The sequence below is a fragment of the Leptothrix toolikensis (SeqCode) genome, assembly GCF_057922285.1.
The window spans coordinates 1-21,273 of the sequence record NZ_JBYSVC010000032.1; the positions used below are offsets into that span (position 1 = coordinate 1).

Annotated in this window: 23 protein-coding genes and 1 pseudogene; 7 read left to right on the plus strand and 17 right to left on the minus strand. The window is 61.9% G+C overall.

Annotated elements, in window-relative coordinates; genetic code table 11:
• Positions 1-198: 198 nt before the first annotated feature.
• From AC3VI7_RS06580 to hemA, 5 genes are read right to left on the minus strand one after another with little or no spacing between them, the layout of a single operon-like run.
• Positions 199-768, minus strand: a complete 570-nt coding sequence (locus tag AC3VI7_RS06580) for a UbiX family flavin prenyltransferase (RefSeq protein WP_489667748.1) — start codon at positions 766-768, stop codon at positions 199-201.
• 18 nt (positions 769-786) lie between these two features.
• Positions 787-1,098 carry a Grx4 family monothiol glutaredoxin gene (grxD, locus tag AC3VI7_RS06585; protein ID WP_489667747.1) on the minus strand — a complete coding sequence of 104 codons (312 nt, stop codon included), beginning with the start codon at positions 1,096-1,098 and terminating at the stop codon, positions 787-789.
• A gap of 48 nt (positions 1,099-1,146) precedes the next feature.
• Complete coding sequence (gene prmC / locus AC3VI7_RS06590) at positions 1,147-1,989, minus strand: peptide chain release factor N(5)-glutamine methyltransferase (protein ID WP_489667746.1); 843 nt, start codon at positions 1,987-1,989, stop codon at positions 1,147-1,149.
• Positions 1,986-3,077, minus strand: a complete 1,092-nt coding sequence (prfA, locus tag AC3VI7_RS06595) for a peptide chain release factor 1 (RefSeq protein WP_489667745.1) — start codon at positions 3,075-3,077, stop codon at positions 1,986-1,988. The genes prmC and prfA overlap by 4 nt, the downstream gene beginning before the upstream one ends.
• Positions 3,074-4,393: a glutamyl-tRNA reductase gene (gene hemA / locus AC3VI7_RS06600; protein WP_489667744.1), complete on the minus strand. Its 1,320-nt coding sequence runs from the start codon at positions 4,391-4,393 to the stop codon at positions 3,074-3,076. Before hemA ends, prfA begins: the two co-directional genes overlap by 4 nt.
• A gap of 29 nt (positions 4,394-4,422) precedes the next feature.
• On the opposite strand from hemA, the gene AC3VI7_RS06605 reads away from it, so the two are divergent.
• The 3 genes from AC3VI7_RS06605 to AC3VI7_RS06615 all read left to right on the plus strand — a co-directional run bounded on the left by AC3VI7_RS06605 (position 4,423) and on the right by AC3VI7_RS06615 (position 6,761).
• Positions 4,423-4,716 carry a hypothetical protein gene (locus tag AC3VI7_RS06605; protein WP_489667743.1) on the plus strand — a complete coding sequence of 98 codons (294 nt, stop codon included), beginning with the start codon at positions 4,423-4,425 and terminating at the stop codon, positions 4,714-4,716.
• 40 nt (positions 4,717-4,756) lie between these two features.
• Positions 4,757-5,509 (plus strand): DUF1294 domain-containing protein, encoded by a 753-nt coding sequence (locus AC3VI7_RS06610; protein ID WP_489667742.1) that lies wholly within the window; start codon positions 4,757-4,759, stop codon positions 5,507-5,509.
• A 106-nt stretch (positions 5,510-5,615) separates the two neighbouring features.
• The gene (locus AC3VI7_RS06615; protein WP_489667741.1) at positions 5,616-6,761 is read left to right on the plus strand and encodes an acyltransferase family protein; all 1,146 of its coding nucleotides are present in this window, start codon (positions 5,616-5,618) and stop codon (positions 6,759-6,761) included.
• Here AC3VI7_RS06615 and AC3VI7_RS06620 read toward each other — a convergent pair.
• A complete protein-coding gene (locus AC3VI7_RS06620; RefSeq protein WP_489667740.1) occupies positions 6,735-7,256 on the minus strand; it encodes a TlpA disulfide reductase family protein in 522 nt (173 codons plus the stop codon). The genes AC3VI7_RS06615 and AC3VI7_RS06620 overlap by 27 nt on opposite strands.
• A 5-nt stretch (positions 7,257-7,261) precedes the next feature.
• Positions 7,262-8,227: an MBL fold metallo-hydrolase gene (locus AC3VI7_RS06625; RefSeq protein WP_489667739.1), complete on the minus strand. Its 966-nt coding sequence runs from the start codon at positions 8,225-8,227 to the stop codon at positions 7,262-7,264.
• Between the two features lie 71 nt (positions 8,228-8,298).
• Here AC3VI7_RS06625 and AC3VI7_RS06630 point away from each other — a divergent pair, with 71 nt between their 5' ends.
• The 3 genes from AC3VI7_RS06630 to AC3VI7_RS06640 are packed head-to-tail and all read left to right on the plus strand — an operon-like array spanning position 8,299 to position 11,234.
• Positions 8,299-8,679, plus strand: coding sequence for a c-type cytochrome (locus AC3VI7_RS06630; protein ID WP_489667738.1), 381 nt, complete (start codon positions 8,299-8,301; stop codon positions 8,677-8,679).
• A gap of 5 nt (positions 8,680-8,684) precedes the next feature.
• Complete coding sequence (locus AC3VI7_RS06635) at positions 8,685-10,019, plus strand: NAD(P)/FAD-dependent oxidoreductase (RefSeq protein WP_489667737.1); 1,335 nt, start codon at positions 8,685-8,687, stop codon at positions 10,017-10,019.
• Between the two features lie 48 nt (positions 10,020-10,067).
• Complete coding sequence (locus AC3VI7_RS06640) at positions 10,068-11,234, plus strand: YeeE/YedE family protein (RefSeq protein ID WP_489667736.1); 1,167 nt, start codon at positions 10,068-10,070, stop codon at positions 11,232-11,234.
• Between the two features lie 23 nt (positions 11,235-11,257).
• On the opposite strand, the gene soxB is transcribed toward AC3VI7_RS06640, so the two are convergent.
• From soxB to AC3VI7_RS06690, 10 genes and pseudogenes are all read right to left on the minus strand, one after another.
• Positions 11,258-12,991 carry a thiosulfohydrolase SoxB gene (gene soxB / locus AC3VI7_RS06645; protein WP_489667735.1) on the minus strand — a complete coding sequence of 578 codons (1,734 nt, stop codon included), beginning with the start codon at positions 12,989-12,991 and terminating at the stop codon, positions 11,258-11,260.
• A gap of 21 nt (positions 12,992-13,012) precedes the next feature.
• Positions 13,013-13,666, minus strand: coding sequence for a sulfur oxidation c-type cytochrome SoxX (soxX, locus tag AC3VI7_RS06650; RefSeq protein ID WP_489667734.1), 654 nt, complete (start codon positions 13,664-13,666; stop codon positions 13,013-13,015).
• A 43-nt stretch (positions 13,667-13,709) separates the two neighbouring features.
• The gene (gene soxA / locus AC3VI7_RS06655; protein WP_489667871.1) at positions 13,710-14,486 is read right to left on the minus strand and encodes a sulfur oxidation c-type cytochrome SoxA; all 777 of its coding nucleotides are present in this window, start codon (positions 14,484-14,486) and stop codon (positions 13,710-13,712) included.
• A 117-nt stretch (positions 14,487-14,603) separates the two neighbouring features.
• Positions 14,604-14,915: a thiosulfate oxidation carrier complex protein SoxZ gene (gene soxZ / locus AC3VI7_RS06660; RefSeq protein WP_489667733.1), complete on the minus strand. Its 312-nt coding sequence runs from the start codon at positions 14,913-14,915 to the stop codon at positions 14,604-14,606.
• Positions 14,916-14,975: 60 nt separating this feature from the next.
• On the minus strand, positions 14,976-15,434 hold the full coding sequence (soxY, locus tag AC3VI7_RS06665) for a thiosulfate oxidation carrier protein SoxY (protein ID WP_489667732.1): 459 nt from the start codon (positions 15,432-15,434) through the stop codon (positions 14,976-14,978).
• Between the two features lie 66 nt (positions 15,435-15,500).
• Positions 15,501-16,286: pseudogene (locus AC3VI7_RS06670) on the minus strand (c-type cytochrome); the annotation flags it as partial.
• Positions 16,270-17,676 (minus strand): sulfite dehydrogenase, encoded by a 1,407-nt coding sequence (gene soxC / locus AC3VI7_RS06675; protein WP_489667731.1) that lies wholly within the window; start codon positions 17,674-17,676, stop codon positions 16,270-16,272. The pseudogene AC3VI7_RS06670 and the gene soxC, both read right to left, overlap by 17 nt.
• Positions 17,666-17,950: an ArsR/SmtB family transcription factor gene (locus tag AC3VI7_RS06680; protein WP_489667730.1), complete on the minus strand. Its 285-nt coding sequence runs from the start codon at positions 17,948-17,950 to the stop codon at positions 17,666-17,668. Before AC3VI7_RS06680 ends, soxC begins: the two co-directional genes overlap by 11 nt.
• Before the next feature lie 190 nt (positions 17,951-18,140).
• The gene (locus AC3VI7_RS06685; protein WP_489667729.1) at positions 18,141-18,731 is read right to left on the minus strand and encodes a CBS domain-containing protein; all 591 of its coding nucleotides are present in this window, start codon (positions 18,729-18,731) and stop codon (positions 18,141-18,143) included.
• A gap of 153 nt (positions 18,732-18,884) precedes the next feature.
• Complete coding sequence (locus AC3VI7_RS06690; RefSeq protein ID WP_489667728.1) at positions 18,885-19,841, minus strand: MerR family transcriptional regulator; 957 nt, start codon at positions 19,839-19,841, stop codon at positions 18,885-18,887.
• A gap of 94 nt (positions 19,842-19,935) precedes the next feature.
• Here AC3VI7_RS06690 and AC3VI7_RS06695 point away from each other — a divergent pair, with 94 nt between their 5' ends.
• Entirely contained in the window at positions 19,936-21,273 is a 1,338-nt protein-coding gene (locus AC3VI7_RS06695) for an NAD(P)/FAD-dependent oxidoreductase (protein WP_489667870.1), read from the plus strand.

Here is a 21,273-nt window from a genome sequence, read left to right on the forward strand (position 1 = left end):
AAAAGCACGTCATGCGCGGCGGCTCCTTTCTGAACCGCCTCCCCGACGTCCGCACCACCGTCCGCTGGGCCACCCCGGACGAAGACAACGGCACCAAATGGCTGGGATTCAGATGTGCGAGTGCGGTCGCGGCGGAAGCATCACCCAACCCCGCCCGTTAAGACGCTTAGAGCCGCATCAGCCCCCACCGCCCGCCTCTCACACCCCCACCCAGCTCTTGGGCGTGGCTTGGGGGATGGCGCTGAGTTGCAGCACGCGCTCGACGGTGTCATCGACGAGTTCGTCGATGGTTTGTGGTCGGTGATAGAAGGCCGGCAGCGGCGGGAAGATGATGCCGCCCATCTCGGTCACCAGCGTCATGTTGCGCAGGTGGGCGAGGTTGAACGGGGTTTCGCGCACCATCAGGATCAGGCGGCGGCGCTCTTTGAGCGTGACATCAGCAGCGCGGGTGAGCAGGTTGTCGCCAAAACCATGGGCCACGGCGGCCAAGGTTTTCATGGAACAAGGGGCGACGATCATGGCGTCGGTGGTGAAGCTGCCGCTGGCGATGCAAGCCCCAACATCACCGGGCGCGTGCGCTTCATCCGCCAAGGCTTCAAGCGCCTTACGATCCAAGCCCAGCTCGTGATGCACGTTGATCACCCCCGCAGGCGTGACCACCAGATGGGTCCGCACGCCAAGGGCACGAGCCCGTTGCAGCAGGCGCACGCCATAAACCGCCCCGGACGCACCCGTGATGCCAAGGATCAAGCGAGGTACGGTGGACATCGGAAGGAGAAAACCGGCTCAGGCCTTGAACAACTCTTGCAGCTCGCCGGCTTGGTACATCTCCATCATGATGTCCGAGCCGCCGACGAATTCACCCTTGACGTAGAGCTGCGGGATGGTCGGCCAGTTGGCGTAGTCCTTGATGCCTTGGCGGATGGCTTCGTCTTCGAGCACGTTGACCGTCTTGAGCTCGGTCACGCCGCAAGCCTTGAGGATCTGCACCGCACGGCCTGAGAAGCCGCACTGCGGGAACTGGGCCGTGCCCTTCATGAACAGAACCACGGTGTGGGTCTTAACGAGGTCGTCAATGCGCTGTTGAACAGGATTCATGATGTCGAAGAGAGGGAAAGAAAGGTGAAGAAGGCTGGGAAGCTGGCTTTATACGGCAAAGCACGCGCCCGTGCAGCGGCAGTGCCCGGCAAGGTCATGGCGGTGGGTGATGTGGCGAAAACCACGCACTTGCAGCAAGCCAGCCACTGCCGGCCCTTGGTCATAGCCGTGCTCCAACAACAGCCAACCGGCCGGCAGCAAATGGTCGGGCGCTTGATCGACGATGTGCCGAATCGCATCCAGCCCGTCCGCGCCGGAGGTCAAGGCCAACAAGGGTTCGTGACGCAGCGCGGCCAGGTGTGGGTCGCCTTCAGCGATGTAGGGCGGGTTGCTGACGATCATGTCAAAGCGCTGGCCGATCAAAGGCTCGAACCAGCTGCCCTGCAACCAATGCACCGGCAGGCCCAAACGCTCACCGTTCGAACGCGCCACGTCGAGCGCTGCCGGCGATACATCGACCGCCCAAACCGCTGTGTGGGCGGCACTGCGACAGCGCAGCGCCAAGGCAATCGCGCCACTGCCGGTGCCCAAATCGACCACCTGTGGGGTGGGATGAGGGTGGCTGGCCAGCAGCTCTAAAGCCCAATCGACCAAGGTTTCGGTATCGGGGCGAGGGTCCAGCACCGCCGGGGTCACATCCAGATCAAGACCATGAAACTCATGACGCCCAGTCAAGTACGCCAAGGGCACACCCTCGGCGCGCTGCTGCACCATCCGCGCCCAAGCCTCAGCCTGATCGGGGCTGAGCGCGGCGTCATCGTGGGCAATGAGCCAGCCACGCGAGCAACGCAGCACATGCGCCAAAAGCAGCTGAGCATCCAAACGCTCGACGCCCAAGGTGCGGGCTTGGATCAGGGTCTCAGCAAGGGAGGGGCAAGGCACAGCACTCAACGGTTTTCCAATTCAGCCAACAGCTCAGCGGCGCGGGTGGTTTGCAGCGCGGTCAGAATTTCGTCCAAAGCACCGTCCATGATGGCGTCGAGTTTGTAGAGCGTGAGGTGAATGCGGTGATCGGTCAGCCGCCCTTGCGGGAAGTTGTAGGTGCGGATGCGGTCGCTGCGGTCGCCGCTACCGATCAAGCTCTTGCGCGTCGCAGCTTCGCGGCTTTGGCGCTCCAGCCGGTCGCGGTCGCGCAAACGCGCCGCCAACACCGCCAAAGCTTTGGCTTTGTTGCGATGCTGCGAGCGATCGTCCTGACACTCCGCCACCAAGCCGGTGGGCAAGTGAGTGACGCGCACCGCCGAATCGGTCTTGTTGATGTGCTGCCCACCGGCACCGCTGGCGCGGAAGGTGTCGATGCGCAACTCGGCCGGGTTGATGGTGACTTCTTCGGTCGCATCGGGCTCGGGCAGCACCGCCACGGTGCAAGCGCTGGTGTGGATGCGGCCCTGAGATTCGGTCACCGGCACACGCTGCACACGGTGGCCGCCTGACTCGAACTTCAAGGCGGCGTACACCGCATTGCCCTCCATGCGCAGCACCACTTCTTTGTAGCCGCCCAGATCCGACTCACTGGCCGACATCAGTTCGGTCTTCCAGCCTTGACGCTCGGCGTGACGCAGATACATGCGCAGCAAGTCGGCGGCAAACAAGGCTGATTCATCGCCACCGGCACCGGCGCGAATTTCAAGAAAAACGTTGCGCTCATCATCCGGGTCGCGCGGCACCAACGCCAAATGCAGCACCGCTTCGAGCCGCGCCAGATCAGCTTGGGCGGCGCGGATTTCTTCCTGCGCCATCTCGGCCATCTCGGCGTCCAACGCCGGGTCGGCCAACAAGGCCTCAGCTTCAGCCTGATCGCGCTCGCGCTGCGTGAACTGCATCCAATAGCCCACCCGCTCGCTCACTTGGGCGTATTCGCGGTTCAGGGCGCGCAAGCGGCCCAAATCAGCCGCCACACCCGGCTCTGCCAAGGCGGCGTCGATCTCGGCCAAGCGCAGCGGCTGGCGATCAAGCTGAAGACGAAGAAAGGGGGTCAACGGGAACGATCTGCGAAAGGGGTCGTTGCATCGGCCCCTTGGGGACGTTCACCGCGCAAAAAAAGCCGGGTTACAGCGGTCGCCATTTGCGCACGCTGCACCGGATCAGCGTTGTGTAACTCAGCCAAGGCACCGTGCAGCATCTTTTGCGTCAGGCCGCGCGCTAAGGCCTCCAGCACGTCCTCGGGGGATGCGCCCTTGGCCAAGAGCTTGCGCGCCCGCCCAAGCTCCGCATGACGCCATGTTTCAGCTTGGGTATGCAAAGCCTGAATCAGCGGCACCGTGGAGCGTTGGTCCATCCAATGCACAAAGTTCTGCACACCCGACTCGATGATCGCTTCGGCTTGAGCCACCGCCGCTTGGCGCTTTTCGCTGGCGGTCTGCACCAGCGCCGACAAATCATCGACGGTGTAGAGGTACACGTCATCGAGCTGCGCCACTTCAGGCTCGATATCGCGCGGCACGGCCAGATCGACCATGAACATGGGCCGCCGACGTCGCGCCTTAAGCGCCCGCTCGACCGCCCCCAAACCAATGATCGGCACGGGGCTGGCGGTGCAGGAGATCACGGCGTCGAATTCATGCAAACGAGCCGGCACATCTTCGAGCCGCATGGCTTCGGCACCAAAGTGCGAGGCCAATTTCTCGCCGCGCTCCAGCGTGCGGTTCGCCACCGACATGTGCTCTGGGTTGCGCGCCGCAAAGTGCGTTGCCGCCAGCTCGATCATTTCCCCGGCACCCACAAAGAGGATGCGGATACGGCTCAGATCTTCAAAAAGCTGAGCCGCCAAACGCACTGCTGCGGCCGCCATGCTGATGGAGTGCGCGCCGATTTCGGTCGAGGTGCGCACCTCCTTGGCCACCGAGAAGGAACGCTGAAAAAGCTGGTGCAGCGTGGTGCCTAAAGCCCCGGCAGCATCGGCCTCGCGCACCGCTTGCTTCATCTGGCCCAAGATCTGCGGCTCACCCAGCACCATCGAATCCAGCCCCGAGGCGACGCGGAAAGCGTGGCGTGCGGCGGCGTGGCTTTCCATGACGACGGTGTGATCCATCAACTGATCCGGGCTCACCCCCCCGCGCTGCGCCAGCCATTCCAAGGCCGGCCGAATCAGCGACGAAGCCCGATGCGAGCCGGTCGCGACGTACAGCTCAGTGCGGTTGCAGGTGGACAGCAGCGCCGCCTCGGGACCGAGTTTGGCCAGGTTGACGCAGAACTCTTGCAAGGCCGGCGACAATTGTTCCGGGGCGAACGCGAACCGACCGCGCAGATCAAGGGGTGCGGAATGATGGTTCAGGCTCAGGGCTACGACGCTCATAACCCCGATTGTAAGATTGCGCAAAACTCATGGGTCTCATTGACGCCTTTTGGCACCTTGTTAACTTCGTTGCACCGGCCTTTGCCGTGGGTTTGATCAGCACCGGATTGGCACGCCTGCTGTGGCGTAAGGATCTACGGACCACCCGCTGGCAGCCCATGGCGGCATGGGCCATCGGGGCCAATCTCGTCACTTTGCTCACAGGCATGATTTTGAGCGGCCATGACGGCAAAATGCTCACCTACGCTGGTTTGTTGCTGGTCAATGCGGGGGCGTTGTGGTGGGGAGGCTTTGGACCTGGACGACAGGTTCGGCGGCCCTGACGCACGGCATGGGCCACAGCCATGAATTCATAAGGTCATCATGCGCATCGAAGGTCAATTCATCGCTTGGGACGAAGCACGGCGCTTCGGTTTCATCCAGCCCACCCACGGGGGCAAGGACATCTTGGTGGGCAAGATGTCGTTCGATCCGGGTGTTCCACGGCCCCAACTCAATGACAAGGTGAGTTTTGACGTCGAGCTCAGTGCCAAGGGCCGCGAGCGCGCCATGCACGTGCGCGTACTCACCTCTTCCCAACCCGCATCGGCATCGGCAGCGGCATCAACCCCCAGCGAGTCCACACAAGCTGTCGATTCAGCCACCCCACCACAAGCACCACCAACGCAAACACCGCGCCGCAGCCCGGCCGCCGCACCGGCCTCGTCGTGGGACGTACCGACCCTTTTTGCCATTCCGCTGTTTCTGGCCTTTTTCCTGTTCATCAGTGCGGTCTGGAAGATCCCCAAAATCAGCCTGCTTTGGCCTTTGGTGATGAGCATCGTGGCATTCATCGCCTACGCCAAAGACAAACGCGCCGCTCACAGCCCCGAAGGCGAAGAGGAAGACCGAATCCCAGACTCCACCCTGCACGGTTTGGCGTTGCTCGGGGGCTGGCCAGGGGCGTTGTTGGCGCAGCAGATGCTGCACCACAAGCGCGACCAACGCGTGTTTCGCCTGATGTTTTGGCTCAGCGTGGTCGGCAACAGCGTGCTTTGCGTCGCCCTGTCGATGGGCTACGCGGCCTGGTTTTTACGCAAAGCAGTGATCGAGACCTGCACCAGTGTCCCCTGCTGAACGCGGGGGGTCTTGTCGGCACTAAGCCACGCCTGCCCCATGCAAGTGGGGGAGCCCGCCCCGAAAGGCCCCTCTGGGCCGTGCTTGCTCCTGTACAAGCACAGGCATGGATCTCGACGCCCGAGGCCGCCCTGCATGGGTGGCCCCACTTACCCGACCGACTCGACCCCAGCCGCCCACCTTGTTGGCCATCTTGGGTCGCCCGCGCATTGCGGGGTTGGATGCCTTGCGAGCCTTGGCCGTGTTGCTGGTGCTGCTGGATCACTCCGAGCTGAGCACGCTGTGGGGCATCGCGGTGGTGGATGGCGGCTTGGGTGTGGAGATGTTCTTCGTACTCAGCGGCTTCTTGATCACTTGGCTGCTGCTGAGCGAGAACGAACACCACGGCCACATCGGCCTGCTCAGCTTCTACCGGCACCGCATTGCGCGGCTGATGCCGGCGCTCTTGGCCTACCTCTGCGCCGGCCTGCTGCTGCTGCTGGCGCAAGACAAGCCGGTGCCTTGGGGCGCGGTGGTGTCGTCGGCCTTCTACGTCATCAACTACTACCAAGCACTCACCGGGGCGCAAACCCATTACCTTGCGCACTGCTGGTCCTTGGCGATTGAGGAGCAGTTCTATCTGCTGTGGCCGCTGATCCTGATCGTGCTGCTGCGCCGTCATGAGCCCTTGGTGCCGGTTTTGGCCCTTGCGATTGGGGCGCTTTGGATCCTCAAAGCTTTCTTGATCATCGACTCTGGGGCCAGCGATGCCTATGTGTATCGCTCGCTGGAAACACGCACCGACCAACTCGCCATGGGCTGCTTGCTGGCTGCGATGCTCAAGTCGGCGTCTTGGCGACACGGGTTTGAGGCACTGGCCCGCCACCGCTGGGTGCTGTGGACCGTGGGCACCGGGCTGCTGCTGTCCACGATGTTTCTGCGCCACTCGATGGTCGAAAAATACCTCTTCGGCTACACCATCGAACCCCTGCTCGTGGCCATGTTGCTGCCCTTGGTGATTCTTGAAGCCCAAGGCACCCACGTGCTCGCCCGTCTCCTGAACGCCGCGCCCTTGGTGCTGATCGGCCAGATCTCCTACGGCATCTACCTCTATCACCCCTTGGTGATGCACCCGGTGCGCCGGGTCACCGAAAGCTGGAGCGGCTCAGCCAGCCTCGGCATCCTCGCCTCCATCTTGGCGGTGATCGGCTTGGCCTACCTCTCCTTCCGCTTCTTCGAGCAGCCGCTACGGCAAAGGTTGCGCGGCCACTGAAGCCCCCCACTTGATCAAACCAAGCACATCGTCTTCGGCCATTTCGCCGGGGATGTGTTCGCGCAAGATACCGTGATGGTCGATGACGCAGGTGAGCGGGATGATGCTGCGAGCACTCAAGGCGGCGCGCAACGGACCATCGTCAAGGGTGACGTCAAAGTGATAGCCGCCTTCACGCATATAGCGCCGCACATCGTCGGCGCTGTGATCTTGGGCCGCACCGATCACACGCAGTGTCTTGGGGTCAGCGCGTTGGAACAAGGCTTCGATGTGTGGGTTGTGGCGACGACAAAAACCGCAACTGGTCGAGAAGAAGACCACCACCGTGGCTGATTCGGCCCATTGAGCGGGTGCCAAGGTGGGGCCATCGAGCAGGGTAAGCGTCGGCCAGTGGACTTTTTCGCCCACGCTGGGGGGCGCAGCATGAGCCGCCAAAGTCGTCAAAGTCACCACACTCGACAAGAGGAACGTGCGTCGCGGGATGACGGGCTTCATGGGCTTCACGGCTTCTTGCCTTCTTGCTCCATGAGCAAATAGGTGTTGTAGGCATTCATGCGGTTGGCCACCGCAAAGAGCGGCATCTTGGCAAACCGCGACCAATCCACCCGGGCGTAGGCTTCCTCGAAGGGCTCCATGTTGGCGGCGGCCTCCCCCATGGTCTGGCGCAGATAAGCCAAGTAATCGCGGGTCTGGCGCAAATCGGTGCCAACGTCGGTCGAGATCGCCCCGTGGCCCGGCACGACGATGCGAGCGTCAAACGCCAAAAGCTTGTCGAGCGCGTCGATCCAACGCCGGCTGTTGGCCTGGCCGACAAAAGGCACCCGCCCACGAAAGACCAGATCACCAGCAAACAGCACCCCCGCCGCAGGCATGTAAACCACCAGGTCTTCAGGCGTATGGGCCGGGCCAACGTGTTTGAGCACCAACTCGATGGAGCCAACCTTGAGGTGCAACGGCTGATCCTCTAGCCATTGATCGGGGTCTTGGAGCTGGGTAGTTTCGTCGATCCAAGGAAAGAGCTCCTGCCGACTGGCCTCCATGCGCAAGCGCGCGGTGTCGGACTGAAGGTACTCACGCGCGGCGCTGTGCGCCACGATCTTGGCACCCAGCGCGCGGAAAGCCTGCAAACCGTAGACATGGTCGGCGTGATAGTGCGTCACGATCACCCAGCGAATCGGCAGCGACGTGATCTTGGCGATCTCGTCGATCAGGCGCTGCGCCAAGGGCGGTGAGCCCAAGGCGTCGATCACCACCACCCCGCCGTCCGTGACGATGACGCCCGCGTTGGAGATGAAGTTTTGATTGGCCGCAGAACCCATGGCCGACTCGCCCTGCACAAAGTAGATGGCCGGCGCGACTTGCACGAGTTGCAGCGGCACGGTGGCGGGTTCGACCCGTTGCGCATGCACAGCACCCGCAGCCATCAAGGCGACCCACAGCAACCCACAACTGATCCGCAATGACATAGGATAACGACACATTCGTATACAGTGATATTGGGCACTATACGCGCCCATCCGACCCACAGGAGCCACGCATGAACCCCTCGCTTAGCCCTCGGCTGCCCGCCCACTCACCCAGAATGATCGCTCCGTGGGCAGGTCTGATCGGTCTCGTGGGCCTGATGGGTCTGCTCTTGGGCGCACAGCCGCTACAAGCCGCCACCTCGCCCGAGCAGCAACGGCTGCACCTGCGCTCACTGGCCTCCAGTTGTGCCCACTGCCATGGCACCGATGGACGGGCCGTCGAAGGAGAGGCGTTGGTTCGACTGGCCGGGCTGGAGCGCGACTACATCCTGAATCAGCTGATGGCATTTCGCTCTGGCCAACGGCCGGCGACGATCATGCATCAGATCACCAAGGGCTATTCGCAGGAACAGCTCGAAGCGGTCGCCGGTTATTTCGCCGCCCAAAAGTGAGCCCCATGAGCAAGAACAGCAACAAAATCTTGGCCCACACACTCAGCCCCACGCGGCGCGATCTTCTCCAAGGCTTGGCCGCCCTCGGCGGACTGGGCTCACTGGGACTGATCAGCGGCTGTGTCGCCCTCACCCACAACGGGGTGCCGTCCAAAGCCAAGGTGCTGGTGGTGGGGGGCGGTTATGCCGGGGCCACTGCGGCCAAGTACGTGCGCTTGCTCTCGGACCACCGCATCGACGTCGTGATGGTCGAGCCCAACCCAGCCTTCATCTCTTGTCCCATGTCGAACTTGGTGATCGGCGGTCAGCGCGAGATGAGCTACATCACCCACAGCTATGAGGGTCTGCGCAACAAACACGGCGTCACCATCGTGCAAGACCGGGTTGCATCGGTGGATGTGGACAAACGCAGCGTGAAGCTGGCCGGTGGCAGCACCATCAGCTACGACAAGCTCGTCATCGCCCCGGGCGTGGACATGATGTGGGACAGCGTCGAAGGCCTCAAAGCGGCCAGCGATGCCGGTCAGATTCTGCAAGCGTGGAAAGCGGGCCCCGAAACCATGGCGCTGCGCCGCCAACTTGAAGCCATGCCCAACGGCGGTGTCTTTGCCATCGCCATCCCCGAAGCACCCTACCGCTGCCCACCCGGGCCCTATGAGCGTGCCAGCGTGGTCGCGGCCTATTTCAAGAAGCACAAACCCCAATCGAAAGTACTCATCTTGGATGCCAATCAAGATGTGACGTCCAAGGGGCCGCTGTTCAAGAAGGCTTGGCACGACCTCTACGGCGACATGCTTGAGTACCGCCCTCAGCACAAAGCCGTGGCGGTCGATGCCAAGGCCGGCGTCATCAAGTTCGATGTGCAAGACGACGTCAAAGCGGATGTCTTGAACGTGCTGCCGATGATGAGCGCTGGCACCTTGGCCGTGCAGACCGGCTTGGCCAACGCCAACGGCCGCTGGTGCAACGTGGATTTCCTCAATTTCGCATCCACTGCTGCCAAACATGTCCATGTGTTGGGCGATTCGATCCAAGTGGCGTATGGCATGCCCAAGTCGGGCCACATGGCCAACTCGCACGCCAAAGTCACCGCCGCTGCGCTGGTGGCCGAGCTGCAAGACATGGAGATCAACCCCCACCCGATGCTGACCAACGTCTGCATGAGCTTCGTCTCCGATACCGAAGTGATCCACGTGGCCAGCGTGCACGAGTACGAGACGATCAAGAAGAGCTTCTTCACCATCGGCGGCTCAGGCGGGGTGTCGGACGTGCGCAACGATCTCGAAGCGCGCTACGCCCAAGCTTGGGCCAAGAACATTTGGGCCGATGTGTTGAATTGATCGGCATCCATTGATCGACTTCACTTGCCCATGGATGGAATAGATGACATGACCACGCCTTTCGAATTCTTGATGACCCAGCTGGGTGAAACCGGCACCAGCGCTTTGCTCGGCGGGCTGATCGGCCTGTTGTTCGGCTTTTTTGCCCAGCGCTCGCGCTTTTGCATGCGCTCAGCGGTCATCGAGTTCGCCCGCCACACCCACGACGGCAAGCTCACGGTCTGGCTGTTCACGTTTTCCACCGCCGTGCTGCTGACCCAAGGGTTCATCATGATGGGCTGGATGGATGTGCGCGACGCCCGCCAGCTCGCAGCACGCGGCAGCCTCTCGGGGGCCGTGATCGGCGGGGCAATGTTCGGCATCGGCATGATCTTGGCGCGCGGCTGCTCCAGCCGCTTGTTGGTGCTGGCGGCCCAAGGCAATCTGCGCGCCCTGCTCTCGGGCTTGGTCTTTGCAGTCACCGCCCAATCGGCCTTGACGGGCTTGCTCTCACCGCTGCGCAGCATGATCGCCGGCTGGTGGACGGTGGATGGCGGCAGCGCCCGCGATCTGCTCGTCATCACCGGCTTCGGTCACGCAGGTGGGGCCTTGTTCGGGGCGTTGTGGTTGGGCGCAGCCCTGATTTGGGTGCGCCGGCAGCACGTCAACACCTGGGGTTGGGTTGGGGCCATTGGCGTCGGCGTGATGGTCGCGCTGGCTTGGCTTGCCACGTTTTGGATGTCGCGCAGCGCCTTTGACAGCGTGCTGCCCATCCAGAGCCTTTCTTTCACCGGCCCGGCCGCTGACACCCTGATGCTGGTGCTCTCGCCCCCGGGTCAAGCGCTCAAGTTCGACTTGGGATTGGTGCCGGGCGTTTTCTTGGGCTCTTTCATCTCGGCCGCCCTGTGGCGCGAGCTGAAGCTGGAAGGTTTTCAAGGGGGTCAGTCGATGCGCCGCTACATCGTCGGCGCACTGCTGATGGGCTTTGGCGGCATGCTGGCCGGGGGCTGCGCTGTCGGCGCAGGGGTCTCGGGGGCGGCCGTCTTCACCCTCACGGCTTGGGTCACGCTCAGCAGCATGTGGGTCGCAGCCACGCTCACCGACCGCCTTGTGGACCGCGACACCGAAGCCGCCACCCTGCCCCTCGTCCCGGTGCCCGCCCCCACCCGCAGCTACGGCGTTCAAGCCAAACCGGCCTTTGACCCCGAGCTCAGCGCCACCTACTCAAGGCCGTAAGCGCAGGTGGCGGGCGGCCAGCATCAGCCCGCCATGCCCGGGTTGCCAGCCACACCGATGAGTTTCGGGGTGTTGATGGTGCGGGGTTTGATGCGACCGCCTTGGGAGGTGAGCCAGGTTTCGACCACGTCCCAGACGGGTTTATTGCCGGCCTTAGAGGCATCTTCGCCCACGGGTGCCCAGCCAGCGACTTGATAGGTTTTGTCAGCCTCGATGACCTTGCCCTTGAGGCGCATCTCGCTGATGCGGCTGCCGGCCTTTTCACCCGGGGTGCAGGTGTATTGCAAGCCACCCACGCGCACCATGTCACCGCCTTGTTGGTAGTACGGATCGGGGTTGAAGAGGTTGTCGGCCACGTCTTCGAGCACCGTCTTGATCATCGAGCCCTTCATCTCGGTCAGGGTCGCATAGGGGTAGGTGATGGCGAGCTGATCCATCATCAATTCGCGCGTGATCACGTCGCCCGGCAGCAGCGAGGTGCCCCAGCGGAAGCCCGGCGAAAAGGCCAGATCAGCACCTTGCACGTCGATCAGCGCGTCACAAATCAGCTGATCCCATGAGCCGTTGAAGTTGCCCCGGCGATAGAGCAAGCCTTCGCTCACCGCCAGCTTTTCGTTCAACTTGGCCTCGAAAGGCTTGCGGATCTTGGTGATCAGCGCATCCATCTCCGGGTCAGCCTTGAGCTGATTGGCAAAGATCGGCATCAGGCGGTAGCGGAAGTCCACCACCTTGCCGCCCTTGACATCGAAGTCCATCACGCCCAAGAACTTGCTGTTCGAGCCGGCGTTGGTCACCAACGTGGTGCCACCGGCGTTCTTCACCGGCACCGCCAAGGGCACGCCGTCGTGGGTGTGGCCGCCAAAGATGGCGTCGATGCCGCGCACACGGCTGGCCATTTTCAGGTCCACGTCCATGCCGTTGTGGCTGATGACGACGACGACTTGGGCCCCCTTGCCGCGCGCTTCGTCCACCATCCTTTGCATGTTCTCGTCTTGGATGCCAAAGGCCCAGTCGGCCACCATGTAGCGCGGGTTGGCGATGGGGGTGTACGGGAAGGCCTGACCGATGATGGCGCAAGGCACGCCGTTGATCTCGCGGATCACATAGGGCTTGAAGACTTGATCGCCAAAGTCGTTGGTCTTGACGTTTTGCGCCACGAAATCGACCTTGCCGGCGAAGTCTTTCTCAATGATTTCCTTGACGCGCTCCATGCCGTAGGTGAATTCCCAGTGGCCGGTCATCACGTCCACGCCCAGCAGCTTGCAGGCATCGACCATGTCTTGAGCGTTGGTCCACAGCGACGTGGCCGAGCCCTGCCACGTGTCCCCACCGTCGAGCAACAGCGCGCCGGGACGGCTGGCCTTGAGCTGCTTGACCAAGGTAGCGAGGTGCGCAAAGCCGCCCACCTTGCCGTAACGGCGCGAGGCTTTCTCGAAATCGAGATAGGTAAAACCGTGCGCCAGCGCGGTGCCGGGACGCACGCCCAGCTTCTTGAGCAGGTTCTCACCCACCAAGTGCGGCAGCTGACCTTTTTGCCCCCCCAAGCCCAGATTGAGGCTGGGCTCGCGGAAGTAGATCGGCTTCAACTGCGCGTGGCAGTCGGTCATGTGCAAGAAGCTGACGTTGCCGAAGGTCGGCACGTCGTAGAGGCCCTTTTGCGCTGTGGCCGCATCGGCATCAGCGTGACGGCCCAGCGCCATGCCGGCCACCGAAGCAGCCCCCAGCACTTGCATGAATTCGCGTTTGGAAAGACTCATCAGAAAAACTCCGGGCCGGGTTTATTGATTCACAGGTGACTTGGGATCCAGCAGCAGCGCCATCAGGTCGCGGATCTGGCCTTCATCAAGGATGTGGTTGTGGCCGAAACGCGGCATGTTCGAGCAGGCGTTGTACGCCCGGGCGTTCCACAGCTTGCCCCAGGTGTACTCGACCATCGCGCGGGCATCAGCGCTGGCGGGGTTGGTCACGCCGCGCAACTTGCCGTAGTTGTAAAGGCTCGGCCCGATGGTGCCAAAGGAGATCTCAGCCTTGGTGATCTGGTGGCAGTTGTAGCAATTGCCGCCATTGGCCTTGGTGTCGATGCTCTTGTCGCTCCACGTCATACCGCGACCGTTCTGCGCCAACTCCTCGCCCTTTTTCCAATCGCCCAAAAACTTGCCATCCGAGGGCATGTGGACCGTGGCCATATTGGCTTGCTCGATCTTCTTGGCTTCAGCCTCAGGCAGCGCGGCACCCAGCGCCTTGGAGCAAACCTCGTTGCTGGCGTCTTGCTGCAAACGGTCCACCTTGGCGATGCCTTCATCGCGGAAGTCGGCCTTCATCATGGCGGCGACTTGCTGATCCAGCGTCGGGCCGGTGGCGCAACCCACCACGCCCAGCACCAGTGCAGCAGCCACAGCCGCCACGGTGCGTTGAACAAAGATCTTTTTCATGCGTGTTCTTCCTGAAAAGGGTCAGCTTGGGAATCAGCAGCGATCAACGCTTGATGGTCGGTACGGCCGAAACCGCACCCTTGGCATTGACGCCCATGTAAACGCTGAGCGCCACGGTCACGTCCGAGCCAAAACCGGGGTACGGGAAACGCTGCTGGCGGAAGCAATCATTCAGCCGCAGCTGCATGCTCCACATCTGCCCATTGCTGACGCGGTACGCCGGCCAAGCGGCAAAGCCCACGCCGTCGCCGGGGTTCTTGGTCAAGTTGGGCAGTTCCTGCAAGCGAATGCGCTTGCCTTCCTCGCCGTGGCAAGTGGCGCATGAAAAATCATGCGAACCGCCCCGGTAGAAAAAGGCCCGCTGACCCAAGGCGTACATCTGCTTTTCTTGGGCGTGTTCTTGCGGCAAGTTGAAACGCAGGTCGCGCGATTCAGCCGCAATGAAGGTCGCCAGCGCGGTCAAATTAGCCTGCTCACCTTGGCCAAAGGGGGTTTTAGCGATCTCAGCGCCGTTAAACCCCTGCAAGGTTTCCATGCAGCTCACCAACCGGGTTTCCAGATCTTGGACCCGGCCGGTGTCCTTGAAATAGCGCGGCAGCTCGACAAAAGCGCCCTTGATCACGCCTGGGCCCTTGCCCAAATCGCACTGCTCAAGGGACGCATTTTTCGGCCCCCGCTTTTGCTTCCAGAGGTCTTCGCCCTTGGCTTCGAACAGCTCGGCCGGATTGCCGTCGGCGAGCATGGCGCGGTATTCAGCAATGCTGTCCCCGGCCGATTTCGTTTGAGCCTGCACAGCGCCCGTCACAAGCAGACCGGCCATGCTGGCCAGCCCAGCGGCTTGAAGGAGTCGTTTCATGGTCATCCCAGAAGATGCAAAAAAGAACGGCGACGGACGCTTTCGCTTCCGCCGCCGTGGAGCCGGAGCTGGCGACGACGATCAGCTGACCGTCGCTTCGTCGCTGCGCTTCTCGCCCTTGTTGTCGGTCCAGTTCACGCCAACCTTGTCGCCCGCCTTGGCACCCTTGATCGTGAATTGCAGGAACGGGTTCTTCGACACCGAGGGGCCCCACTGCGCGGTCATCACGACCTTGCCATTGAGGGTGGCGCTGACGTCTTGGATGTGCCAAGCGGGGATCAGCTTGCCGGCTGGGTCCTTGCGCAAGCCGCTTTCCATTTCATGACTCATCAGAACGCGCACGGTGGTTTTGTCACCAGCGGCCTGGGCGCGAATGCGCATCGGATCTGCCATCTTGATTCTCCTAAAGCTTGAAAACTGTGCTGAACGGTGCGGAAGGTGCAAAAAGGTGGCTCAGCCGCCGCAGCCGCCGAGGGTGACCTTGACTTCCTTTTGGGCGTACAGCACACGACCGTCAGCCATCATGGCCACGGCGAAGACGTTGGACGATTGGCCCATCTTGACGCGGGTGTTGAAGCTCGCCTCAATCGCATCGGTGACGTCGAAGATGGCCGACAGCGCGCTGGGGTTTTTCTCGACCAGCACCAGCATGCGCTGGCAGCCAGACAAGGCGGTCGAGCAACCCACCGGCACCACTGCACCGTTTTCAGCGATGTCCGGCCCTGTCAGGGTCACCTCGCCACTGAGCACCGGGGCGGAACCGCCCAGGGCCTTCAAGACATCGGCCAAGGTTTTGGCTTCAAAAGCGGCCGTAGCGTAAGCGGCTTGAGCGGCTTGGGGCAACAGGCCAAGACCGGCCATCAAACCGGCAACGGTGGCGCTGTGCGCAAGCATGGTGCGACGGGTCTGCATTGAATGAACTCCTTCAGTCCTGAACAAGGGATAGCGGCAACTTTACTTGCCGAGGTGATTCGCAGCAGGCTTGGTGGTATCAGCGCCGTGCTGGGCACCCACCATGCGGTTCTGCTCGGCCAGATTGCCGTGATTGTTACGGGCGAACTCGGGCAAAAAGGACGCCACCTTGGGCTCGGGCAAGCAATCCTTCATGCACGCGGTGGCCTGCACGTCGGGCTTGGCAGCGGTCTTCATGCTCTTGCCAGGCCACAGGCCATGATCCAAGGTCATGCCGTTGCGGTTGGGTAGACGCGCCTGGGCTTGGGCGATGGTTTTGTCGGAGAGCACAAAGTCGTCCGGCACCACCCCACCCATGTTGAGCAAGTACGCCAAGACCGCATAGACCTCATCGGTACTGAGGGACTTGGGGGCCGTCCACGGCATGGCGCGATTGATGTAATCAAACAAGGTCGAAACCGAGGAGACCTTCATCAAGGTGGTGCGACCGGGGAAGGAGGGGTCCAGCAGACGCGCCACATGGCCGGTCTTGACATCCTCGGCCGTGGTGCCGCCCACCAACGGGCTGAACACTTCGTTCGACTCGCCAAAGATGCCATGGCATTGGGCGCACTTGCCTTCCCAAACGTCTTGGCCGCGCGACACGCTGCCCGAACCCTTGGGCAAGCCCTTGAAGTCAGGGCGCACGTCGATGTCCCAAGCGGCAACCTCTTTGGGCGTGGCTGAGCGACCAATACCGGGATACGACCCCGCCGGGGTCGGTGCTTGGGCGTTGACCGCAGACACGCCCATCGCAAGCAGCACCAGGGTCAACAGCGCCGGACGGCGCAAGGCCTTAGGAAAGCTGAACATTCTTCACCTCGCCGCTTTCTTGGACCAGCCACGATTGGATGGCGTTGTTGTGATAGATCGAGCGCGTACCGCGCACGGCGCGCAGCTGCTTGTAGTTGGGCTGCACATAGCCAGTTTCGTCAGTCGCACGGCTCTGGATGATCGCGGCCTTGCCGTCCCAGACCCAGTCGATGTTGAAGCGCGTCAACGCCTTGCTGTGCGCTTGGCCTTCGATGCGCGCAGCGCGCCAATTGCGACCGCCGTCGGTCGAGACATCGACCTTGGTGACCTTACCGCGACCCGACCAAGCCAAACCCGAGATGTTGTAGAAGCCCTTGTCCAGCAGCACTTGACCGCCCGACGGCGTGGTGACCACGCTCTTGCATTCTTGGAGGTTGGTGTACTGACGATGCTGCCCGCTGGGCATCAAGTCCATGTAATGGACGGCTTCGTCCTTGGCCCCGTAAGGCGCGTCACCCACTTCGATGCGGCGCAGGTACTTGACCCAGCTCACACCCTGCACACCCGGCACCACCAAGCGCAGCGGGTAGCCCTGCTCAGGACGCAGCATTTCGCCGTTCTGGCCGTAAGCGACGAACACTTCGCCCGACTCGACCAATTCCATCGGGATGGTGCGCGTCATGGAGGAGCCATCGGCCCCTTCAGCCAAGACGTAGCGGGCTTTTTTGTAATCGACACCGCACATGTCGAACAAGATCTTCAGCGGCACGCCGGTGAATTCGCTGCAACTGACCATGCCATGGGTGTATTGCACCGTCGGCACCGCCACATTGCCCCACTCAACAGCTGTATTGGCACCGCACTCGATGAAGTGGAAACGCGACACCGTGGGCAGCCGCATGATCTCGTCCATCGTGAAGACCTTGGGGGACTTCATGAGTGCGGCGTCCGAGCCGTTGAGCATCAGGCGATGCTTGCTGGGATCGATATCCCACCAACCTTGGTGATGGCGCTCAAAGTGCAGGCCGCTGGGCGTGATCATGCCGAACAGCGATTGCAATGGACAAAACGACACTGAAGCTTGGCCGGTCTGGGTCAGACCCGGACTTTGGCGGCGCTGCACATTGGCCTCGAACTGCGAGGGCTTGCCGTAGCCTTCCATGGCCACCGGCCGGCCCAAGTTGGTGCTGTGCTCAGGCAGTGTCAGGATGTTTGGGTCCCCGCCTTCCACCGGCACCGGATTGGACTGAGCCAAAGCGCTGCCCGTAGCCACTGCGCCGGCACCGGCTGCTGCCGTGGCAAAAGCGTGCCGCATGAAATCGCGCCGGCCCTGCTTGGCCTCGGCCAGCACAGTGCGCACACCAGCCTGATCGAGAAAGTTCTCTGGGGCTTTGATCAGCCGCCCCGATGGCTTTGCGTCAACATGCACAAAGGTCTCCTCAGATGACATTGTTTTGTCGAGTGCCGTTCATTTGGTCTTGAACGGCTTGGCATAGCAGCAACACCCGATCACTGGCCATACGGTAATAAACCTGTGAGCCTTCACGCCGCCGCGCCAGCACACCGGCTCGGCACAAGGTGGCGAGATGCTGCGAGAGGTTCGGCTGGTTCACTTCGACCTTGTCGAGCAACTGCCGCACACTCAACTCAGACTCAGCCAAGACACACACGATCCGCAGGCGTATAGGCGCAGACAGCAGCCCGAACAAGTCGGCGGCTATCACGAAAACACGCTCAGAATCCGGTCCACCCTGGCTACTCATAAGAATTATTATATAAGAACGTACAAATATTATGAAAAGATGTCCTTATTGTCTTGAGTGAAAACACTGAGTAGCTCGGCCCTGCGGATGTGCTTAGAGCAACGCCCAGACGTGCTGGGCGTTTTAATGGGAAGACGCTGGGGTCAGTAGGTCAGTGTCCCAAGGCTTGGCGGATCTCGGAGAAGGTGCTGGCGATTTCAGCCGAACCAATCGAGTGCCCAAGCTGGCGCTCAATTTGGGTTTGCGAGATCACACCGCGAATGCGGGCGGCCGACTGCACCGAGGCTTTTTGCACCACCAAGACGTGATGGCGGCCAAGATGCTTGAGGGTGGCAATGACCTTGCCGACTTTGGTATGGGTCAAGTCGTCGTAATCGATGGCATCCAGCGCCGACAAGGGCGACATGACATCGGCCACCACCAGCTCGTCGAAACGCACTTCGCGGCGATCCACAGCGCGCATCACCCGATCACCTTCCAAATCGGTGGAGGTGATCAGGCCTTCGACACAAGGCATGTTCTCAACCACAAAGAGCAGGCGCACCCCTTGATAAATCATCATCTGCTTGGCTTGAGCCAAGGAGGTGCCCGGCTGAATGGTGGCGGCCTTGACCTTGGTCAAGTCGGTCATCACATCCAAACCCGGTGAATCCACCGTCACCACGGTGTTGAGGAGCGGCTGGGCTTGAGCGATACAGGTTCCCTCGGGAAACCGGAAGGTAGAAAGGATCGAGTGATTCATGAAGCAGTCTCCGCGTGTGTCAAAGCTTAGGCGTTCCAAGAGTTACAACGCCACTGGGGCAGACTAGCTTACAACTCGTTGACACGGCATGCCATCCGGGTTTCAACGTGCAAGAGCTGTGAAAAGCATGGCTTAAGTCCGGTCCTCTGGATGTCAACGTTGTCGCCAACGTGCCACTTCGGGCGCAATCGCCTCCAAACGACTCAGAAGCACCACCCCATCGCCCACACGGCGCTGCACCGACAAAGTTGCTGAAGTGCCCGCCCAAATTTCCACGGCGGGGTTCAGGACGGCGCGCAATTCCGCCAAGCTATCCACGAGCTGATGCGGGCTAACCGCCGGACTGAAACTCAACGCGACGATATCGGCCCGGTGTGCCCGAGCCGCCAGCGCCATCTCACGCAGCGGCGTTTGGGTGCCCAAGTTCATGCACAAACAACCTTCGATGCTGAACAGCGCCTCGGCCATCAACAGCGCCATGCCATGCGCCTCGAACGGGAAAGTGGCCAACAACACCCGGGGTCGGGGTTCATGGGTCAACTCGGGGCTCGTCGCCAAGGCCGAGCGCAACACCGTTTCAAGCACCTCGCTGCAAAGGTGTTCTTCAAAGATTTCAACCTGCCCCCGTGACCAAGCTTCACCCAAATCGATCAGCAAGGGCACGGCGATTTCTGTGACAAAGGCACCCAGCCCCCGCCGCAACAAAGCCTGCCCGAGGGTCCGGCGCAAGGCCTGCACATCGTGGCTACACAGCAGCTCCAGCATGAGCCGGCGCTCCTGAAGGTGGCGTGCGCCCTCCTCGGTGCGTGGCGGCACCTCTATCACGCAGCCTGCGTCGAGCGCCAACAGCTCGGCCAAACTCAAACCCACGATCCGACCCGGGCGATGCCCAACGTCCATAAGGCGCTTGATGTGGCGCAGTTGTTCGACTTGCTCACCCGGATAAAGCCGCTCGCCGTTGGTATCGCGCAACGGCTGTGGGAACCCGTAGCGGCGCTCCCAGACGCGCAGCGTGTCTTTGCTGATACGGGTATCACGCTCAACGGCCGCGATGGTGAGCGCCGGACGAGCAACAACGGTGGGCTCGGGGGAGAGATCGGCAGCACTCATTGCATATCCATTGAATAGGTCAGGTTGATTGTATGTCTTGGACAAACTACCTTAAACTGCCGGCAAGAAGCCATTTTGTCCAAGACACATGATGATCAAACGTATCGCCGTGATCGGCTCTGGCGTCGCCGGTTTAGCCGCAGCATGGCACTTGAGCCAAACCAGCCAAGGCGGCTTGGTGACGCTTTTTGAGGCCGAAAGCCACTTCGGCGGCCATGCCCACACGGTCGATGTCACGTTGCCGGACGACCAAGGTACACCCGTTCGACATGGGGTAGACACCGGCTTTCTGGTCTTCAACCACCGCACCTATCCGCTACTGCGCCAGTTGTTCATCGATCTAGAGGTGGCGACCGCGCCCGCCGAGATGTCGTTCTCGGTGCAAAGCCGCAGCCCCCATCACCCGGCACTGGAGTGGAGCGGCAACAACCTTGACAGCGTTTTTGCCCAACGCCGCAATCTGCTGCGCCCCAAGTTCTTGGGCATGCTGGCCGACATCCTGCGCTTCAACCGTCTCACCACCCGCTTGGCGCAACAGGCACAACAGGCACAACAGGGTGAGGCGCACGACTTGGATGTGTCGGTGGGCGCGTTCCTCGACCAACACCGTTTCTCAACCGCCTTCAGAAACGACTACCTGCTGCCGATGGTGGCTTGCATCTGGTCCTGCCCGACCGAACAGATGCTGGCGTTTCCCATCGCCACCTTGATTCGCTTTTGCCACAACCATGGCCTGCTGCAAGTCGCCAACCGCCCCCAGTGGTACACGGTGCGCGGCGGCTCGCGGGAATATGTGCGGCGCATGCTGAAAGGCATCCATCAAACCCGGGCCAACACACCCATCCACCAGATCGTTCGCCACGGCACCCGCTCAGGTATCACCGTGATCACCGCCGCAGGGCACAGCGAAAACTTTGACGCCGTGGTGCTGGCTTGCCACAGCGATCAGGCCTTGCAGATGCTGGGCGATTCAGCCAGCGCGCTGGAACGCTCCGTGCTTGGTGCCGTGAGCTACCAACGCAACCACGCCGTGCTGCACACCGACACCGCCTTGCTGCCCGAGCGCCGCAAAGTCTGGGCAGCTTGGAACTACGAGCACAGCCCGACCGGGAGCAGCGCCGCGCCTCAGGTTTGCCTGCACTACCTCATCAACCGCCTGCAACCCCTGCCCTTCGCCCAGCCGGTGATCGTCTCGCTCAACCCGGTGCGCGAGCCAGCGGCATCGACCGTGCTGGCCCGTTTCGACTACGCCCACCCGGTGTTTGACCGCGCTGCCATCCGCGCCCAAGCGCAAGTGGCCAGCCTGCAAGGCCAGCACGCCACTTGGTTTTGCGGGGCTTGGACGGGCTACGGTTTCCACGAAGACGGCCTGCGCTCAGGGCGCAACGCCGCCGAGCATCTTTTGCGGACCGCGCACGCCACGCAAGGCTGA

What these genes read in the sequence shown, in the direction of transcription:
- soxA (WP_489667871.1), bottom strand. Translation starts at nt 14,486, where the DNA reads ATGGCCGGTCTGCTTGTGACGGGCGCTGTGCAGGCTCAAACGAAATCG.
- AC3VI7_RS06630 (WP_489667738.1), top strand. Translation starts at nt 8,299, where the DNA reads ATGAACCCCTCGCTTAGCCCTCGGCTGCCCGCCCACTCACCCAGAATG.
- AC3VI7_RS06615 (WP_489667741.1), top strand. Translation starts at nt 5,616, where the DNA reads ATGGATCTCGACGCCCGAGGCCGCCCTGCATGGGTGGCCCCACTTACC.
- AC3VI7_RS06625 (WP_489667739.1), bottom strand. Translation starts at nt 8,227, where the DNA reads ATGTCATTGCGGATCAGTTGTGGGTTGCTGTGGGTCGCCTTGATGGCT.
- grxD (WP_489667747.1), bottom strand. Translation starts at nt 1,098, where the DNA reads ATGAATCCTGTTCAACAGCGCATTGACGACCTCGTTAAGACCCACACC.
- AC3VI7_RS06610 (WP_489667742.1), top strand. Translation starts at nt 4,757, where the DNA reads ATGCGCATCGAAGGTCAATTCATCGCTTGGGACGAAGCACGGCGCTTC.
- AC3VI7_RS06605 (WP_489667743.1), top strand. Translation starts at nt 4,423, where the DNA reads ATGGGTCTCATTGACGCCTTTTGGCACCTTGTTAACTTCGTTGCACCG.
- soxZ (WP_489667733.1), bottom strand. Translation starts at nt 14,915, where the DNA reads ATGGCAGATCCGATGCGCATTCGCGCCCAGGCCGCTGGTGACAAAACC.
- AC3VI7_RS06580 (WP_489667748.1), bottom strand. Translation starts at nt 768, where the DNA reads ATGTCCACCGTACCTCGCTTGATCCTTGGCATCACGGGTGCGTCCGGG.
- AC3VI7_RS06620 (WP_489667740.1), bottom strand. Translation starts at nt 7,256, where the DNA reads ATGAAGCCCGTCATCCCGCGACGCACGTTCCTCTTGTCGAGTGTGGTG.
- AC3VI7_RS06635 (WP_489667737.1), top strand. Translation starts at nt 8,685, where the DNA reads ATGAGCAAGAACAGCAACAAAATCTTGGCCCACACACTCAGCCCCACG.
- soxC (WP_489667731.1), bottom strand. Translation starts at nt 17,676, where the DNA reads ATGTCATCTGAGGAGACCTTTGTGCATGTTGACGCAAAGCCATCGGGG.
- AC3VI7_RS06640 (WP_489667736.1), top strand. Translation starts at nt 10,068, where the DNA reads ATGACCACGCCTTTCGAATTCTTGATGACCCAGCTGGGTGAAACCGGC.
- soxX (WP_489667734.1), bottom strand. Translation starts at nt 13,666, where the DNA reads ATGAAAAAGATCTTTGTTCAACGCACCGTGGCGGCTGTGGCTGCTGCA.
- soxB (WP_489667735.1), bottom strand. Translation starts at nt 12,991, where the DNA reads ATGAGTCTTTCCAAACGCGAATTCATGCAAGTGCTGGGGGCTGCTTCG.
- soxY (WP_489667732.1), bottom strand. Translation starts at nt 15,434, where the DNA reads ATGCAGACCCGTCGCACCATGCTTGCGCACAGCGCCACCGTTGCCGGT.
- hemA (WP_489667744.1), bottom strand. Translation starts at nt 4,393, where the DNA reads ATGAGCGTCGTAGCCCTGAGCCTGAACCATCATTCCGCACCCCTTGAT.
- AC3VI7_RS06690 (WP_489667728.1), bottom strand. Translation starts at nt 19,841, where the DNA reads ATGAGTGCTGCCGATCTCTCCCCCGAGCCCACCGTTGTTGCTCGTCCG.
- AC3VI7_RS06685 (WP_489667729.1), bottom strand. Translation starts at nt 18,731, where the DNA reads ATGAATCACTCGATCCTTTCTACCTTCCGGTTTCCCGAGGGAACCTGT.